This is a genomic window from Streptomyces sp. NBC_00271 (assembly GCF_036178845.1).
GTDB lineage: Bacteria > Actinomycetota > Actinomycetes > Streptomycetales > Streptomycetaceae > Streptomyces.
This window is the reverse complement of the sequence record NZ_CP108071.1, coordinates 274,012-291,522: the sequence shown is the minus strand read 5'-3', so window position 1 is coordinate 291,522 and position 17,511 is coordinate 274,012. Positions and strand designations below refer to the sequence as shown.

At 69.2% G+C, this 17,511-nt stretch carries 10 protein-coding genes, 1 pseudogene and 2 CRISPR repeat arrays (1 of these 13 only partly in view); of the genes and pseudogenes, 8 read left to right on the top strand and 3 right to left on the bottom strand.

Annotated features, from left to right (window positions below):
- Positions 1-1,736: a CRISPR direct-repeat array (repeat unit 29 nt; unit sequence GGGACCATCCCCGCGGGTGCGGGGAGCAG) (it extends 490 nt beyond the left edge of the window).
- Between the two features lie 216 nt (positions 1,737-1,952).
- Positions 1,953-4,955 carry a CRISPR-associated helicase Cas3' gene (cas3, locus tag OG798_RS56020; protein ID WP_328760536.1) on the bottom strand — a complete coding sequence of 1,001 codons (3,003 nt, stop codon included), beginning with the start codon at positions 4,953-4,955 and terminating at the stop codon, positions 1,953-1,955.
- Between the two features lie 80 nt (positions 4,956-5,035).
- On the opposite strand from cas3, the gene OG798_RS56015 reads away from it, so the two are divergent.
- The 7 genes from OG798_RS56015 (at position 5,036) to OG798_RS55985 (ending at position 13,755) form a co-directional block, all read left to right on the top strand.
- Entirely contained in the window at positions 5,036-6,598 is a 1,563-nt protein-coding gene (locus tag OG798_RS56015) for a type I-E CRISPR-associated protein Cse1/CasA (protein WP_328760535.1), read from the top strand.
- Positions 6,595-7,134: a type I-E CRISPR-associated protein Cse2/CasB gene (gene casB, locus OG798_RS56010; protein ID WP_328760534.1), complete on the top strand. Its 540-nt coding sequence runs from the start codon at positions 6,595-6,597 to the stop codon at positions 7,132-7,134. Before OG798_RS56015 ends, casB begins: the two co-directional genes overlap by 4 nt.
- A 2-nt stretch (positions 7,135-7,136) precedes the next feature.
- Positions 7,137-8,459 (top strand): type I-E CRISPR-associated protein Cas7/Cse4/CasC, encoded by a 1,323-nt coding sequence (locus tag OG798_RS56005; protein WP_328760594.1) that lies wholly within the window; start codon positions 7,137-7,139, stop codon positions 8,457-8,459.
- A complete protein-coding gene (cas5e, locus tag OG798_RS56000; RefSeq protein WP_328760532.1) occupies positions 8,456-9,286 on the top strand; it encodes a type I-E CRISPR-associated protein Cas5/CasD in 831 nt (276 codons plus the stop codon). Before OG798_RS56005 ends, cas5e begins: the two co-directional genes overlap by 4 nt.
- Positions 9,283-9,993: a type I-E CRISPR-associated protein Cas6/Cse3/CasE gene (cas6e, locus tag OG798_RS55995; protein ID WP_328760531.1), complete on the top strand. Its 711-nt coding sequence runs from the start codon at positions 9,283-9,285 to the stop codon at positions 9,991-9,993. Before cas5e ends, cas6e begins: the two co-directional genes overlap by 4 nt.
- Positions 9,994-10,300: 307 nt before the next feature.
- Positions 10,301-11,976: a CRISPR direct-repeat array (repeat unit 29 nt; unit sequence CTGCTCCCCGCACCCGCGGGGATGGTCCC).
- Positions 11,977-12,252: 276 nt separating this feature from the next.
- Positions 12,253-12,510, top strand: coding sequence for a helix-turn-helix transcriptional regulator (locus OG798_RS55990; protein WP_316738573.1), 258 nt, complete (start codon positions 12,253-12,255; stop codon positions 12,508-12,510).
- A gap of 405 nt (positions 12,511-12,915) precedes the next feature.
- Positions 12,916-13,755 carry a hypothetical protein gene (locus OG798_RS55985; RefSeq protein ID WP_328760529.1) on the top strand — a complete coding sequence of 280 codons (840 nt, stop codon included), beginning with the start codon at positions 12,916-12,918 and terminating at the stop codon, positions 13,753-13,755.
- A 56-nt stretch (positions 13,756-13,811) separates the two neighbouring features.
- Here OG798_RS55985 and istB read toward each other — a convergent pair.
- Both istB and istA read right to left on the bottom strand, forming a co-directional pair.
- A pseudogene (istB, locus tag OG798_RS55980) lies at positions 13,812-14,542 on the bottom strand (IS21-like element helper ATPase IstB).
- An 86-nt stretch (positions 14,543-14,628) separates the two neighbouring features.
- Entirely contained in the window at positions 14,629-15,909 is a 1,281-nt protein-coding gene (gene istA, locus OG798_RS55975; RefSeq protein ID WP_328755811.1) for an IS21 family transposase, read from the bottom strand.
- 318 nt (positions 15,910-16,227) lie between these two features.
- Between istA and OG798_RS55970 the strand changes: the two genes are divergently transcribed.
- Complete coding sequence (locus OG798_RS55970; protein WP_443054272.1) at positions 16,228-17,460, top strand: helix-turn-helix domain-containing protein; 1,233 nt, start codon at positions 16,228-16,230, stop codon at positions 17,458-17,460.
- Positions 17,461-17,511 lie beyond the last annotated feature (51 nt).

Here is a 17,511-nt window from a genome sequence, read left to right as displayed (position 1 = left end):
GACCATCCCCGCGGGTGCGGGGAGCAGGCCGTGACTACTGAGCTGATGCCGCATGCCACGGGACCATCCCCGCGGGTGCGGGGAGCAGAACGGCACGCCGAAGACCTCGCCCGAGCCGCGGGGACCATCCCCGCGGGTGCGGGGAGCAGGCCGGGCGGGCGCAACCGCTCGGCCTTTCTTTGGGACCATCCCCGCGGGTGCGGGGAGCAGCCCTCTTCGAGCGTCACCGTGGGCACGTAGTGGGGACCATCCCCGCGGGTGCGGGGAGCAGCGGCATGGCTGCGGGGCGCACCGCGCTGGCTGGGGACCATCCCCGCGGGTGCGGGGAGCAGCTGATCCTCCCCGACGACGAGTTCGACGCCCTGGGACCATCCCCGCGGGTGCGGGGAGCAGTTCCGTAATCCGTTGCCGGGTGAGGACACTCAGGGACCATCCCCGCGGGTGCGGGGAGCAGGCGGAACGTCCGGCCGGACTCGATGGCCTCCTTGGGACCATCCCCGCGGGTGCGGGGAGCAGTCGGCAATCTTCCGCCAGTACACGTAGGTGAAGGGACCATCCCCGCGGGTGCGGGGAGCAGTAGGTGGAGTCGTCGAGGACCCACACGGTGTCGGGACCATCCCCGCGGGTGCGGGGAGCAGTTGACCGCGTCCTGGACCGACGCGGGCACCTCGGGACCATCCCCGCGGGTGCGGGGAGCAGGTCTTGTCCAGGCCGTCGGGCAGGACCGGAGTGGGACCATCCCCGCGGGTGCGGGGAGCAGGCGACGAGGCCGACGCGGCGGATCACGGAGCGGGGACCATCCCCGCGGGTGCGGGGAGCAGTACACCGAGGCCCTCAACGCCACACTCAAGGTGGGACCATCCCCGCGGGTGCGGGGAGCAGGACCACACCATGCGCCAATCCCGCCCCACCACGGGACCATCCCCGCGGGTGCGGGGAGCAGACGGGCGCTCCGAGGTACTCGATCTACCCCTCGGGACCATCCCCGCGGGTGCGGGGAGCAGTCGTCGCGGGCGTTGGGGGTGTTGTCGATGCCGGGACCATCCCCGCGGGTGCGGGGAGCAGTCGGACACGGGGTCCGGCGGCCGGTTCGGGTTGGGACCATCCCCGCGGGTGCGGGGAGCAGCCCGACGAGATCAGCTTCCCGGTGCGGGAGGAGAGACCATCCCCGCGGGTGCGGGGAGCAGGACAGCCCGCCCGAGCCGCCCGCGTTCACCGTGGGACCATCCCCGCGGGTGCGGGGAGCAGTACGAGTGGTAGATACGCAGTTGCTCGTCCACGGGACCATCCCCGCGGGTGCGGGGAGCAGTTCCAGAGGTTGTTCCACGTGTTCGTGATGCCGGGACCATCCCCGCGGGTGCGGGGAGCAGCAGGACCCGCCGCTGATCCTGAACTACACCGGGGGACCATCCCCGCGGGTGCGGGGAGCAGGCGTCCGGTGACACCCGGCTCGTCGACCAGCCGGGACCATCCCCGCGGGTGCGGGGAGCAGGTCTGGTATCCGGGCGGGTTCCCGATGTGGAAGGGACCATCCCCGCGGGTGCGGGGAGCAGTTCTACTGGCGGCAGAACAACCTGCCGTTCCAGGGACCATCCCCGCGTGCGCGGGGAGCAGAAGATCGAACAAGGCGCCACGTTCGTCCAGACAGGACCATCCCCGCGGGTGCAGGGAGCAGACCCCGGTCAAGGTCGGTACCGGTGCCGCCCAGGGACCATCCCCGCGTGCGCGGGGGGATGCGACTGCATTACGGATGTGGGGCCGGGGCTGGGGATCATCCTCGCAGGTGCAAAGACCTATTCATGCCGGAGGCTCAGATTGTGACGGCGACGTCTAAGGTGGGGGAGTCCCGCTAGCGCGGGTATGGCCCTCATAACTAGAACGGAGTGCCGTTGCCTCGCGTGTGCGGGGAAGCGAAACGGAGACTGGGCGCCTCTCTTTGAGTATGGCGGGCTTCACTGCTTGGTGAGGCCAGCGCTGGGGATGTACACAATGCGCCCGATTGGTCCCGATGTGCAGGTGCCGTCCGGGGCCAGGAGTATCACGTACGCGTGTTTGAGTGCTGGTTCGTCGAGGGTTGGCCATGCCTCCGGTGGGGGTAGGGGTCGTGTGCCGCGGAACCAGGTGGCGGGGATCGCGAGGGTGTTGAGGAGTAGGTCCCGCTGTTGTTGGCGGTACGCCGCCGTGCCTGTCGTGCTGGATGCCCGTGTGTGGTCGGTGAGGTCTGTGGTCAGGGCGCCGGTGGGGTCGTAGGTGAGGTTGCCGTTGGGCTGCTGATAGAGGCAGATGGCGGTGATGGACGGGTCGCCGAGGCGGGAGACGGCGCGGATTCCGGCGAGTCCGCCGTCGTCGCCGTTGCCGTGGGCGGCGCCGGATGCCAGTGCCCTGTGTCCTACGGGTGTGCGTCGTCGGGCTGTGTAGGGGTGTACGGCGCGAGCGTTGGCTTCGGCTTTTTCTTCACCGAGGTCTTTTTGCCATTGGGTCCAGGTGCGGTGCAGCAGTGGTTGCCAGGCGTCGGCTGCGTCCTGGCGGGGGCCGTACACGGTTTCGATGAGGGGGCTTGAGTCACGGGGCGTGGAGATGCGCACCAGGCCGTCGGGGGTGCGGCGGGTGTGGAGTTCGCGGAATGTCGCAGCGAGTGTGTAGGGCGCGTAGACGAAGGCGTCGGGGTTTCCGGGCTTGTCGTGTGCTGGGGGTTCGACCAGTGGGAGGCCGGGTGCGGTGGGGTCGGGGATGTAGAGGATGCGCATGCCCGGCTGGCTGCACCAGGCGGGGCGTTTGGGGTCGTTGACGGTGTGGCGGTGGACTCGGCCGCGTCGCTGGATGAGCAGGTCAATGGGGGAGAGGTCGGCGACCATGTGGTCGAAGTCCAGGTCGAGGGACTGCTCGATGACCTGGGTGGCGATGACGAGGAGGCGCTGGGGGCGGTGCGGGTTGGGCAGCTGTTGGTGCCGGTTTGTTTCGGTGCCGGGTCCCAGCAGGTGGGTGAGGTGTTCTTCGATCGGCTGGCGGTGGCGGGGCATGAGCTGTCCGTGCAGGAGGATGATTTCGTGGTCGTGCCAGCCGTGCTGGGCGGCCTGGGCTCGGGCTTGCTCGTAGAGGGTGACGGCTGATGTGACCCGGGTTCGGATGACGGCGGTGCAGCCGCCGTCTGCGGCCTGGCGGAGGAGTTGGGCGGCCAGTTCTTTGGGGCCGGGGTCGCTTTCCAGGCTGATGGTGGTGTGGAGTTGGGGGGCCTGGTCTGCTGGGGGGCCGGTGCGGCGGAGGCGGCCGGTGCTGTCGATGACGGTGATGGGGCCTGTTTCGCCGGTGTCGTGGAGGGTGACGCCGAGGCCGGTGTTCCAGGCGGTGGTGAGGGCTTGGCGTACGGAGGCGGGCAGGGTTGCGGACAGGACGACGATGGAGGCGCCGGCGTCGGCGAGCCATTCCACGGCGGCGGTGAGCAGGTCTTGCTGGTAGAGCTCGTAGGCGTGGGCTTCGTCGATGATGACGGTTTTGCCCATCAGGCCGAGCATTCTGAGGTGCCAGTGCCGTGATTTCTGGGTGGCGAGGACGAGTTGGTCGATGGTGCCGATCCCGAAGGTGGCGATCAGGCCGAGGCAGCGTCGTAGGTACCAGGGGTCGAGGACGGCTCGTCCTGCGGGTTGTTCGTGTGCGGGGCTGTGGTCGGGGTGTTCGCTGGTGTCGAGGGTGCCTGTGACGAATCCGAGCAGGTCTTCGATTCCGCTGTCGGTCGTGTCTTCGGTGGGGGCGGGGCGGGCGGCGTCGATGAGGCGGTGCACGGTTTGTGTGGCGGCGGCTGTGCCGTGCACGATCGCGAGGTTCGCGGCGTCTGAGTGGACGGCCCGGTTCATGAATGCTTCGATTTCGGCGGCGGCTTGGTTGGTGGCTGCTCGGGTCGGCATGGCCATGTAGAGGCCTTGGTAGCCGTTGCGGACGGCCAGGTGATGGGCGCACCACAGGGCGAGGCGGGTTTTGCCGGAGCCGGTGTCGGATTCCACGATCACCAGGGCGGGTCCGGTGGTGGGCATGATGCGTATCGCGTCGGCTTGGAAGGGGCGCGGGTGGGTTCCGGGCCAGAGGTCTTCCCAGGTGGCGTCTGTTGTCTGCCACCGGTTCAGGCGCAGGTCAGTGACGGCGGCGTTTGCTTCTGTTTGGGATTTTTTCCACCATGTTGCGTCGTTTTCGGTGGTTTTGCGGTAGGTGAAGCGGGTCTCGTCGGAGGCGACCCAGTCGCAGAGGACCACGAGGCCGGTGAAGGCGATCAGGGCGGACGGCTGCAGTGGCTGGACGATGTCGATGAGCTGGGCGAGGTCAACGTTTGTTGTGGCGGCGACGGCTTGGACGATTGCCTGGTGGACCGGTGTCCATGCGGCGGGTGTGGCTGCGTGGGCTTTGCTGACGGTGTCGGCGTCCGGGAAGTGTCCGTGGTGGGCGGCAAGGCTGTAGGCGACTGCGTGGAGTTGCCGGTGTGCACGGTTTTGGCAGTCGGTGGGGGTGCAGTCGCAGCCCGTCAGCTGTGGCAGGGCGGCGGCTGTGACGTGTTCGTGGCGTGCCCACCAGGTGCCGGCCCATTCGTCGGGCAGGGGCAGGCCGCCTTCCCGGGCCGCTCTTTCCCAGATCTGTCGTGCACGGCGGAGTCGGGGGGTGGAGTGCCGGCCGCGTCCGAATTGATTGAGGAAGGCGGGGGATGCTTTTCCGAGGTCGTGGAGGGCCGTGTAGAACGCGATGACGGATCGCGCCAGGTCCTCATCGCCGCCGCCGAACGCGTTGGCCAGCCGGTTTCGTGACGGAGGGGCCAGGTAGCGGTCCCACAGTTCGAGGGCTACGGCAGCGGTGTCGAAGAGGTGGGCGGGCAGGGGGTTCCAGTCCGGGCCGCCGCGTCGGCGTGATGCCCCTCGCTGATCAGTTTTCGCCCAGGGAAGTCGGTGGATGACCGGTTTCTGATGTTCAGGCAAATCGTCACCTTGTCCTGTGCTACGTTCCCTGCCCATGGTCCTCAACCAACCATAAATAGAAAGGAGTTGAGCCTGATCTGATGACTGGTGAGAGCCGTGCGGGGGTCCCTCGCCCGAGTTGGGACGTCCGCACCGAAGCATGCACCCCGGCACTGACAACGGACGGCCGCACCGTCACCCACAGCGCTGCCGAAGCCCTTGAAATGGCAGATGAGCTGCGCTGCATCGCCGCCCCTACGCCCGGTGAGACGGTGGCCCTGATCGAGTACCTCCTCGCCGTCTGCTACGCCTCCGGCTGTTATCCGGAGACGGAAGACGAGTGGCTGGACTGGGTCATCGACCGGGAGCCCCTCGCCGGTGCCGCCGCGTGGCTTCGCGCGCAGCCTGCGCACGAATGGGACCTGTTCGATCCGGCCGCCCCGTTCGGGCAGAACGCCCTGCTCGCGCCGTTCCTCGACCGGCACGGGGCCGGACCCGCCCAGCTCGTCATCGAACACGTCGGCGACTACAACCAGTTCTTCGACCACCACCATCTCGAGCACCCCGCTCCGCTGCCGGCGGCCGCAGCGTTCCGTGCTCTGCTGGCTCAGCACACCTACGGGCCGGGCGGCCGCGCCCGGATCTCGGGCAAGGAGACGCTGGGACCGACGATCACAAACCTCGCCGTCACCCGCCTCGGCTCCCGCATCCGGGTCATCGCGCAGGGCGACACCCTCGGTGACACGCTGCGGCTGAACGTTGCCCCCTATCCGCAGGGGCCGGGCACGTTCAACCGCACCTGGACCCAGAGGGAACGCCGTGGCTTCCGTACGAAGCCCACGGGACGCCCCGTCGACGGCCCGGCCGACCTGCACACGCTGCTGGGGCGTTCCATCCTCATGCGGCCCGCCGCCGGGCCAGGCGGCGCCGTGGCCGTGGACCGGGTGCTGATCGGCGCGGGTGAACTCCTGGCACCGCTCGCCGCCCCGTACCTGCAGGATGCCGTTTACGCCACCACGGCCGCCGGCACGACGAAGCCGCTGTGGCCCTCCGCCACCCGCGCACTGTGGCGCGAAGCCCATGCCCTGTATGCGGCGGTCGCCGACCGGAACAAAGGCACCGACCTGTACGGCCGCATCGCCATGCTTCCTTCCAGCCGGCCCGTCACCTTGTGGGCTGTGGGGCTGGTCGCCAAACAGACCACCGCCATCACGTGGGTCTCCGACGTCTTCCCCTTCGTCCCCGGCCGGGAAGCGGCCCTGCGCCGGGCTGCGGAAACCGGATCACGCATCGCCGACCACGTGGCCGACTGCCTCGGCAAAGCCGCCTACACGGCATGGACGGTGGCCTATCCCAACCCCAAACCGGCCGACAAGAAGGCGCAGATCGCGCGGTTCGACGCCCGCAGCGAGCACTGGGCAGCCACCGCCCAGCCCTTCCACACTCTGCTGGAGGAAGCGGCCGGCGACCGTCCCCTGACCGACGCCTTGCGGACCTACGCGACCGTGCTCCACGCCAATGCCCGCCGTCTGCTCGAGCACCGGCTGGCTTCCCTGCCGCCGAGCAGCCGCGGCTTCCGCGCCCGCGCCGAGGCAACCGAACGCCTGCGCACCGAGCTCGGCAAGAACAACCCCGCACCCGCGAAGGAGGACCCACCCGCATGAGCACCACCGCCAGCGCCGTCCGGCCGGATCCCGCCCCCGGTGACCTCCTCACCGGGTGGCTCACCGGACTCGTCCGCTCCCGCGACTACGGCCAGCTCTCCGCCTTGCGCCGCCCACGCGCTCTCACCACCAGCCACATTCTGGCCGCCGCCCACGCGCCCACCGAAGCACAGCGCGAGGTGTACGAGCAGGTCGCGTTCCTGTTCGCGGTCTACCACCGCGGGGCTTCACGGCCCTCCTACGGCTTCGGCAGCCTGGGCTCGGCTGCACGGCGCATCGGCAGCCCGGCCGCCCGTGGCCCCAAGGACCCGGGCGCCTCCCGCCTGGTCGACCGGCTCGTCTCCAGCCGCCGCGTGCCCTGGCGGCATCTGCAGCACGCCATCGAGCGGCTGCGCGCCTGTGAGGTACCGCCACCGGCGTGGTCCCGGCTCGTCGAGGACCTGACTGCCTGGAACGAAAGAGGCCGGGCTGTCCACCGTCAGTGGGCCTACGACTTCCACATCGGCACCTACACCCCGAAGGACTCGGCGAAGTGACCATCAGCACGCCCGCATTCACGGGCCACCAGTACCTGTCCCTCCACCTGCTGGAAACCGTCGTCGCTGTCCTGCCCGTACGGGACGAGAACGGGTCCCCGAAAGCCATCGTGTACGGGGGCGTCGAGCGGCACATGATCACCAGCCAGGCCCGGCGCCGTGCGGAACGTGTCCACTCCCGTAACCGTGCCAACGCCGGCACCGGTGCGCTCGCCGACCGCACCATGGGGATCCGTACCCGGGAGTGGGCCCTCATCGCGGCCCGGTCTTTGAGGGACGAGCACGGCTGGGATCACAGCGAGGCGGTTGCCACCGCCCAGGCTGTACTCGAAGCGCTGGGACTGAAGTTCGGCGACCCCGCCAAGAAGACCGTCGCCCACCTCACCAAGGTGCTCCTGTTCGCGCCAGCCGACGCAGGCGATCAGATCGCCGGACACATTCACACCCATCGCAACGATCTCAGCGAATGGGCAGAGACCTACCTCCAGGCCAAGCAGGCAGCAGACAAGCCGAAGCGGAAGAAAGCCGCCGGGGACGCTCCCGATGAGGACGGGACAGCGGACGCGGACAAACTTCCTGCCCTGCCGAAGGCCACGCGTACCGCGGTACTCACAGCGCTCGCGCCGCGCGACGCCATCGACATCGCGCTCTACGGCCGCTTCCTCGCCGAGATCGCCGATTCTCCCAACGTCGACGGCGCCATCCAGACCGCGCACGCCTTCACCGTTCACGAGGCCGAACAGATCGACGACTTCTATGCCGCAGCCGACGACGCCAAGCTCGACCGGAAAAAGAACGCCCTGGACTTCCTCGACTCCGCTGACGACTCCGGCGCGGGCATGACCGGATACCAGTCGCTCATCTCCGGCACCTTCTACCGGCACGCAGTCCTGGACCGCAGGCAGCTGCGCACCAACCTGCGGGCCGCCGGCATGAGCGAGCCAGACGCGGAAGCCGCGGCCGCAGCCGCGGAGAAGGAGTTCGTCACCGCCTTCGTCGACGCCTTCCCCGAAGCGAAGAAGACCAGCACCGCCTCCACCGGCACCCTGCCCAGCCTGGTCCTCGCGTTCGACGGCGACCGGCCGTTCAACTACGCCGGCACGTTCCAAAACCCCATCGATGAGACCGCTGACGGCCCCGCGGCGCACGCCGCCGCCCGTCGGCTCCTGGCCCACCACGCGTTCGTCACCGCGCGCCGCCCCGACATCACCCCGGGCCGCGTCCTGACCTACGACATGGACACGCACAGCATCATCAGCGAACTCGCGGCCACTGGTGGCCTTTCCGCGAAGGAAGCCGTCACCGTCGAGGAGCTCCTCGCATGACCTTCACCCTCCTCGCCCGGCTCGCCGCCCCCCTGCAGTCCTGGGGGGCGGTATCCCGTTTCTCTCACCGCGACACCCACACCCGCCCCACGAAGTCGGCCGTCATCGGCATGTGCGCCGCCGCCCTCGGCCACGACCGCACCACCTCTCTCGGCCCGCTCGCCGACATCCGTTTCGCCGTGCGCGCCGACCGGCCCGGCACCCCTGTCCGCGACTACCACACCGTGGGCGCCGGCACCTACCCCATACGGCCCCGCGACCTCATCACGGACCACCGCCGCGCCGCAGCCCTCTCCGCCCACCTCGAAGCAGCCACCGGCCCCGCGTTCGGGCATCACCAGCTCACCAACTGGTACGGGGCGCCGAAAAAGATCAGCAGGGACCCCGCATCCGGTGCCCTCGTCTCCGCCGAACTCTCCCGCACCGCGCTCATCACCGAACGCTGGTACCTCGCCGACGCATCGTTCGTGGTCGCCCTTGAACACCCCGACCGCTCGCTGCTGGACAGCATGGCCCAGGCCCTGGAACATCCCAGGCGTCTGCTGTGGCTCGGCCGCAAATCCTGCCCACCGTCCGGGACGATCGCCGGCTCAGTACGAGAGGGAACGCTTGAGCAGGTCCTCACCGCCACAGCGTTGCTTCCGGACGCCTCCGAATCCTGCCCGTGGGCGTGGATCGAAACCCGGGAAGGCACCGCAGGCTCCACGACCGCCTCGGACCAGCCCGTCAGCTTCCACCCCGATCAGCGCTCTCACACCACCCGTTGGGAAAGCCGCATCCGGATCACCCCCGACCCCACAGCAGCCGAATGGGATGTGATCCCGTGAATGCCACCGCTCGTTTCGTCACCTCGCACAGTGTCCTCACCCTCGATGCCCGGCACCCTTACACCGCCAAGGCGATGGTCGACGCCCAGCACATGCACCGCAACGTCATGAGCGGGTTCTACGGCTGGGTCGAGGACGGACAACCGGACGCCCGCGCCCAGATGGGTGTCCTGTCCACATGGTCCGTGGACCTGAAAGCCGGCGTCCTCGTCCTCGTCGTCCAAGCCCGCGTACCGGCCGACTGGTCCCGCGTCCCCTCCGACGCGCTGAAAGACAAACCCCACACCCTCACAGTCGACCGCACCCTCAGTGCCGGGGACGTCGTGTCCTTCCGTACGGTCGTCAACCCCACCAAGACCATTTCGCCCGGCAAGGAAGCCGTCGAGAAGAAGATCCGCGGCAAGCGGATCCCGCACACCACCGCCCAGCATGCCAAGGACTGGTTCACCCGGCGCCTTCAGCAAGACGGACAACCCGCCTCCGGCCCCAACGGCGTTACCCGGATCGGAGCGACCGCCGACCCCGACACCCTCAGCATCCGCATGCTCGGCAGTCTCAAGAGCACCACACGTGAAGGCCTCGCCGTCGCCCGTGCCGAGATCAAAGGCCGTCTCACCATCACCGACCCCAACGCCCTCGTGGCCACCCTGAACGACGGCATCGGCCGCGCCCGCGCCTACGGCTGCGGCCTGTTCCTCATCCGTTGACTGATGAGCAACGCGCAGCCGACGCCGACGGCACCCACTCAGCGCCGACCGGATTCGTCCCCCAGAAGCGGTCCGTCGCTCCCGGCTCGGTCATGTGGATTCTCTGGTGGCTGCGATCGTTCTCACCAACTACTCGCTCGGCCTCCGCGGCTTCCTCACCTGCTGGCACCTCAGGTCACAAAGTGCGCTCCCCGCACCTGCGGGGATGGTCCCCTCGGCGACGACGACCACCAGGCATTCCTCGACTGCGCACCGCACCCGCGGGGATGGTCCCAAGCTGCCGGTCCAGGGCCTTGTGCCGGAGGCCGAAATCCCCGCACCCGCGGGGATGGTCCCGCCATGTCCTCGCCAGAGCCGACGGCCATGATCTGCTCCCCGCAACCGCGGGGATGGTCCCAGGATCCGGTCCGGGTCCGCCTTCACCGCGTCCTGCTCCCCGCACCCGCGGGGATGGTCCCGAGGTCCAAGCCAAGCTCGCGCTCGGTCTGGACTGCTCCCCGCAACCGCGGGGATGGTCCCTCGAAGGTGAACGCCTCCAGCACGGCCTCCGGCTGCTCCCCGCACCCGCGGGGATGGTCCCTCGACGCCGTGGTGCGCGACGGAGAACGCAGCCTGCTCCCCGCACTCGCGGGGATGGTCCCCTCACGCAGGGTTTCAGGCGGCTGGCCCAGACCTGCTCCCCGCACCCGCGGGGATGGTCCCACGACGGGATGAGCAAGCGCGACGCCAGACGCCTGCTCCCCGCACCCGCGGGGATGGTCCCGCCGCCTACCTCTCCGCCCTCGGTGGCGTCGACTGCTCCCCGCACCCGCGGGGATGGTCCCGGGCAGGGTTCCTCAGGCATGGTCAGTCCTCCCTGCTCCCCGCACCCGCGGGGATGGTCCCCATCGCCTACGGATTGCCCCCTCGGTGACGTGCTGCTCCCCGCACCCGCGGGGATGGTCCCTGCCTCCCGATCACGGTCCGCACGCCGATCAACTGCTCCCCGCACCCGCGGGGATGGTCCCGCTGCGGGCCGGTCTCCGTTGGAGTGGGCTGCCTGCTCCCCGCACCCGCGGGGATGGTCCCCGTGGCCTGTTTGGCTAAGTAATCGTCACGAGCTGCTCCCCGCACCCGCGGGGATGGTCCCGCCTCTCCACGATCACCCGCCAGGCCGAAGAGCTGCTCCCCGCACCCGCGGGGATGGTCCCAGCGTCTTGATCGCCGTGCCCGTGGTCACCTTCTGCTCCCCACACCCGCGGGGATGGTCCTGATCTCTATCTCAAGCTGGGTGATCCTCACGACTGCTCCCCGCACCCGCGGGGATGGTCCCCTGCATACCCGCAGCGTGTTGCCGGAGTTGGTCTGCTCCCCGCACCCGCGGGGATGGTCCCTTTGCCGCCGGGGCGAAGCCGTACCGGTCGGTCTGCTCCCCGCACCCGCGGGGATGGTCCCAACGCTCGCCGCTGCCAGGCCCGCTCAAAGAGCTGCTCCCCGCACTGGCGGGGATGGTCCCAGATTGCGCAACGCCACTACTCCGGCGTCCTGCTGCTCCCCGCACTCGCGGGGATGGTCCCGCGAACAACGACACCCCGAGCGCGGACAGGAACTGCTCCTCGCACTCGCGGGGATGGTCCCGACGGCATCCACTACTCCGTCGTCTGCGGAATCTGCTCCCCGCACCCGCGGGGATGGTCCCGTCGAGCAGTCGGCGAACCCCTGCACGCCCGGCTGCTCCCCGCACCCGCGGGGATGGTCCCCGGGACGGAACGGCCGATCCGAGGGTTCTGCTCTGCTCCCCGCACCCGCGGGGATGGTCCCGTGTCGACATCCTCGGCGCGCTCCCGGCCCGTCTGCTCCCCGCACCCGCGGGGATGGTCCCACCTCGCCGATGAAGTACATCTCGCCATCGCCCTGCTCCCCGCACCCGCGGGGATGGTCCCCAGCTGCAGACCGCAACACAGGGCGCAGCGAACTGCTCCCCGCACCCGCGGGGATGGTCCCCGTTGCCCCATGTAAACCGTTTAGCCCCCCGCTGCTGGCCGGCCTGCCGGAGGCTGCCCGCCTCCTGGGGCCGTCGACTACCCGGGCGGATCGGCGGCCCGAATGAAGGTCTTGAGGTCCGCGCAATCGGCGATGTCGTTTTGATCCGTTATGCAGCAAAGGGGCGCTCCTGACCCGCACGGGATCTCCATGGCGCGCCGTCAACTCCCGTTCCACCGACTACATCGAGAAACTTTCGTGTAGCGTTCAGGGTGTCAGTTCATTGAGGGGAGGCGTATGTCGACAGCGCAAGAACTGCCCAAGCCGATCGAGTCCTTGCTGAATCGGGCTGTTGGACTTCCGGGTCCCGCCGAGAGGGCTCGACTGCGCCTGGCGGGAAACCTGACGCAGGCCGAAGTCGCTGAGGCCCTCGGTGTGCACCGCGTTCAGGTCGTCCGGTGGGAAACCGGCCGGGCTGAGCCCCGGCAGCCACACCGCCAGGCCTATGCCCAGCTCCTACGCGGGCTCGCCGCCAAGTTCCCACGGGGAGTCTGATGTGATGCCCCAGTAACGCCGAAGCGGCCCCCGTCGCCACAACGGAAGCCGCTTCCCAGCATTCGACTCAGCCCGATTCCAACGCCCTGAGTCGTGAGCAGCGAGGTGACCTCGTCTGCCGGGTGATGCCCGTGGGCCCGAAAGCCCGCGTGGTCACCTGTACCCAAGGATAAGCGCGGTATCTCGCGCTACGCCACTATCCGCAGGTACTACCAGGTCACATTCGCTGGTCGCGGCTCCCCTGCCTGGGGAGATGACCCCGTTGCACCGCCCGTTTTACCGTCCGCCGACGCGGACCGCACCGCCTCGCGTGACTGACACGCCGCGGCTCCGAGCCGTCCTCTGTCTCAGCAGTGCCGCCCGCTCTGTCCAGGCCGCCGGCTTCTGGGTGCTGGAGGTGGGCCGGTGATTCAGCACATGAATCTGGTGTTCCAGGCCGATGGCCTGAGCGTGGGCGAAGGCGCATTCCTGATGGCGTGCTGCAACCACACCGACGCCAAGGGCTACGTGATCGCGTCCATGCAGCAGCTGGCCGACGAGGCGCATTTGAAAGAGTCGGCCGCGAAGTCGAACAAGCAGAAGCTGATCCAGCGCGGTCTGCTGGCGTCGAGTGAGCGGTACAGCCCGAAGAACGGCGCCCGGATCGCGGACCTGTACCGGGTGAACCTGGAGCTGCTGGCGAGCATGAAGCGGGCCCGCACCGACTACGGGCCGACTCTCGTGGAAGAGCTGACCTTCAAGGTCCCGCAGGAAAACCGCAGGTCAGACCCCCCGTCGGATTCCGACCCCCCCCAGGGTCGGATTCCGGCCCCCCCTCGTCGGATTCCGACCCCCCCGCGGTCGGATTCCGACCCTGCACCCCGGTCGGATTCCGACCCCCTTCTCCTTCCTTCTAAATCTCCCTCTTCTCTCTCTTCCGTCTCGGGTGACGCTGACGGCACGAGGGACGTTCCGCCGGACGGAGAGAGAGAGACCGAAGTTCCCGCCGAAGACCACGGCTCCAACCCCTCTGGGGCTGAGCTGCCGCAGCAGCGTGAGCGTTCAGACAAAAACGCAGCAGCGGGGGACCGGATCGTGGCTGCGTACGCTGCTGTCCTAGGGCGACCGGTGCTGAACGGGACCAAGGCGAAGCTGGAGAAGCAGGCTGTTGAGCTGCTGGCTCAGGGCCTGCCGGAGGCATGGCTGTGTGACCGGGTGCGGGAGATGGCACCTCGTGGCTGGTCCGATCTTGTCGGCGGCGGCTGAATCCTGACCCAGTTTGGACGGTCGAGTTCTGACCCACCGGGTCTGGTTGCCGGTGTTCAGTCGGTGTCGTGTGTCGCGGTGGGGACGCGTCCCAGTTGGCGTCCGCGCATGCGGTAGGAGTCGCCTTTGAGAGAGTGGACCTCGGCGTGGTGGACGAGGCGGTCGATCATGGCGGCGGCCACGGTCTCGTCGCCGAAGACCTCGCCCCAGCGTCCGAAGGGCTTGTTGCTCGTGACGATCACGCTCGCTCTCTCATAGCGGTTCGAGACCAGCTGGAAGAACAGGTTCGCGGCCTCGGCTTCGAAGGGGATGTAGCCGACCTCGTCGACCACGATCAGCGGATAGCGGGACAGTTTGGTGAGCTCGGTCTGGAGGTGTCCGGCGTGGTGGGCTGCGGCCAGGCGGTCGACCCACTCGGCGGCAGTGGCGAACGCGACCCGGTGACCGGCCTGGCAGGCGCGGACCGCGAGCCCGATCGCCAGGTGCGTCTTCCCGGTGCCCGGCGGTCCCAGAAAGACGGTGTTCTCCTTCGCGGCGATGAAGTCCAACGTGCCCAGATGCGCGAGCTGTTGGCGAGTGATGCCGCGCAGATGGGTGACGTCGAGTTCCTCGATCGTCTTGATCGCGGGAAGCGGGCGGTGCGGATGCGGGCCTCGCCGCCGTGGGACTCACGGGCGGAGACCTCCCGCTGGAGACAGGCGACGAGGAACTCGGTGTGCGTCCAGGTCTCCTTCAAAGCGCGTTCGGCCAGCCGCTCGGCAGCGTCCAGCAGGGCCGGGGCCTTCATCGCCCGGGCGAGGAAGGACAGGTCGGCGGCGGTCTGACGGCCCGTCCTGGGCTTGTCCGCGGCGGCGGTCTTGGTGGTGGCGGGCATCAGGAGACCTCCGGCTCGTCGTGTCCGCCGCCACCCTCGATGAGGGTGAACATGCGGTCATAGGAGTCGAGTTGGCGCTGCTCGACCTCGACGAGATCACTGGCTGTCGCAGCGTTTTGCCCACGGGCGGCGAGGGCCTGGGAGGCTTGGTGGTGGCGATAGTCGCCGCGCAGGAGGGCGGCGGCGCGGGCATGGTCCGGGTCGGTGATGGTCTGCTGCTTGGCCCAGCACCGCGGATGGCGCGCGACTTCCGCCCCGCCGGGGGTGAGAGTGACGATGACTTCGTCGGTGTCGGTGCGGACCTGGACTTTCTTGCCGATGGCCAAGGGGTGCACGGAATAGTCGCAGGTGTCGACGCGGATGTAGTGGTCGCGGCCGATGCGGGTCGCGAAACGCCACCAGCGTGGCGGGTCGACCGGCGGCAGGGCGAGCATCTGGGCCCGGTCGGCCTCCCACCGGTCAACCGGACGGGCGCCCAGGGTGCGGTGCTGGCGCCGGTTGGCGACGGCCAGCCAGGCAGTCAGCTGGGTGTTGAAGTCATCGGCCCCGGTGAAGGTGCGGCCGGGAAGGAAGCTGGTCTCCAGATAGCCATTCGCCCTCTCCACCAGCCCTTTCGCTTCGGGATCGCGAGGCCGGCAGAGATAGATCCGGGTGGCGAGCAGGCCCGCGAACGCAGCGAAGTCCCCGGTCACCTTGCCCCGGCCGATCCCGGCCTCGTTGTCCCAGACCAGCATCCGCGGCACTGCATCCCAGCCGGTCAGAAGCTTCCAGTGCCCGTCGATCAGGTCGCCGGTGGTGCGGGTGGGCAGCATCCGCGCGGCGATGATCCGCGAGTAGCCGGACACCATCACGAGCACCGGAGGCCGGCCGCTCTGCCCGTATCCGAGCGGGATGTCGACGGGCGGGAACCACAGGTCGCACTGAGCCAGCTCGCCGGGCTGATACGTCGTGCGCGAGACCGGATCGACGGGCAGATAGGCCGGCCGCAGCTCGCGTACGCGTTCTTTGAGGACGGTCATCCCGCGCTCCCAGCCGATCCGCTCGGCGATCACGGTCGCCGGCATCGTCGGGGTCTGCTTCAGCAGTTCCCGGATCTGCGGCTCGACCGCGTCGACCGCCGAGCCCTTCGGCGGCCGCGAGTAGACCGGCGGCCGGTCCGTGGCCAGGGCCCGCTTCACGGTGTTCTTCGAGATGCCCAGCTGCCGGGCGATCGCCCGGATCGGCATCTGCTCGGCCCGGTGCAGCCTGCGGATCTCTGCCCAGTCCTCCACGGAAATCACCCTCTTCTCCTGACCTTCGATCAAGATCAGGTTGGTCAGAAGACCACGAAGTGGGTCAGTTTTGATCCGCCGTCAGAGGGTCACGATTCACCCGTCGCCGACAGATCTCGCTCAGCATGCAGAGAGGTCCACAGCCCCGCTCACGCAGACGACCACGAAGCAGCGCCGCTCTGGCCTGCCTGACTGGTGCACCAAGTGCGGGCCCGGCTCGCCGGCCGCCCGCCTCAACCCGCGGTTCCGGACGCTGGGCGAGATGGGCAGCGGGGAGAAGTGTCCGGACTGTCACCCGGACCGAGTCAACGTTGCGGGGGCGCCACGATGAGCGATTTCCAGGCCATCGATGCCCTGCTCGCATCCGCGTCGTCGGACCGGACCCCGCTTCCGCCTGCCGAGGAGCGGCGTCAGCTGCGCGAGGGGCTGCACCTGTCTCGCGCCCAGCTCGCGACGGCGTTGGGCGTCGGCGCGTCCACTGTCGGGGGCTGGGAGTCGGGGTGGGACCCGAGCGGCGAGGTGCGGGAGAAGTACGCGTACTTCCTCGATGGAGCGCGTACCAAGCTGGACGCCGCCGCAGTCACGGCGACTGCCCCTGTCGGCGACCCCGCTGACGCTCCGGCGGAAGCCGACCAAGCGGTCGACACGGACGACTTCGACGCGTTGGCCGCGCCACAGCCTTGCGTGCTGTGCGGGCAGCCCGCCCGTCACCAGGTCGAAGGATTCCCGCAGCACCTGGACTCTGCCGAGTGCGGCGCAGCTGAGCCCGTACAGGCGGAGAAGTGCGTGTCCGAGCCAGCCGCGCAGCAGACCTCACGGCAGTTGGCGCCCGCCGAACGTCAGGATCGGCCGGCGCGCGGCGTCAGGGTCGTGCCGGTCGGCCGCCGGGTGCAGGCGGCCTCCGACACTCCGGACCTGATCGGCTCCGCTGTCGCGGCCGCGCTCGCCGAACACGCCGGTGATGTCGAGGCCGCGTTGGTGAAGCGGGCGATCCCGGACGCGATGGCGCTCCTGGACCACACCCGCAAGGGCTGCCGCTACGACATCGTCGCCCACCCGTGGCTGCCCGAGATCCTGCGCAAGCAGACCGCCCGCGGCGCGGACCAGGTCTGGGAGGCCCGCCCCAAGTGGACCCGCCCCGAACTGCCCGCCGGGTGGCACGAGGTGACCGCGCTCGACATCAACGGTGCCTACTTGTCCGCGCTCAAGACCCACCTGCCGCTCGGGCAGCTGGAACACTCCACCGGTGATCACCACGACCGTCGCCGCGCGGGTGTCCACCTGATCACCCCGCCGGTCTGGGACCACGACGCGGTCCTGCCCAACCCGATCGGGACCCGCGTGGAGATTCACCCGCTCAACCAGTCCCAGGTCGACCGGCCCCGCCAGCGCGTCGTGGAGTTCCGCACCCTCAACGTCCGTCACTGGGACCGCATCGTCGCGGCCTGGGTGGCGGGTGACGACCAGGAGCACGACGACGCGTGGGTGGACCAGGTCATCGATCTTGGGTCGCAGTGGGGGCAGTACGAGTACGTCACCAACGTCGGATTTGCCGTATGACGGCCTGTTTACAGTCGGCGCATCACCTCGCAGGATGGGCACATCAGTTCG

Excerpts from the sequence above, each read along its gene's own strand:
- OG798_RS56015 (WP_328760535.1), top strand. The coding sequence starts at position 5,036 with ATGACTGGTGAGAGCCGTGCGGGGGTCCCTCGCCCGAGTTGGGACGTC.
- casB (WP_328760534.1), top strand. The coding sequence starts at position 6,595 with ATGAGCACCACCGCCAGCGCCGTCCGGCCGGATCCCGCCCCCGGTGAC.
- cas5e (WP_328760532.1), top strand. The coding sequence starts at position 8,456 with ATGACCTTCACCCTCCTCGCCCGGCTCGCCGCCCCCCTGCAGTCCTGG.
- OG798_RS55990 (WP_316738573.1), top strand. The coding sequence starts at position 12,253 with ATGTCGACAGCGCAAGAACTGCCCAAGCCGATCGAGTCCTTGCTGAAT.
- OG798_RS55970 (WP_443054272.1), top strand. The coding sequence starts at position 16,228 with ATGAGCGATTTCCAGGCCATCGATGCCCTGCTCGCATCCGCGTCGTCG.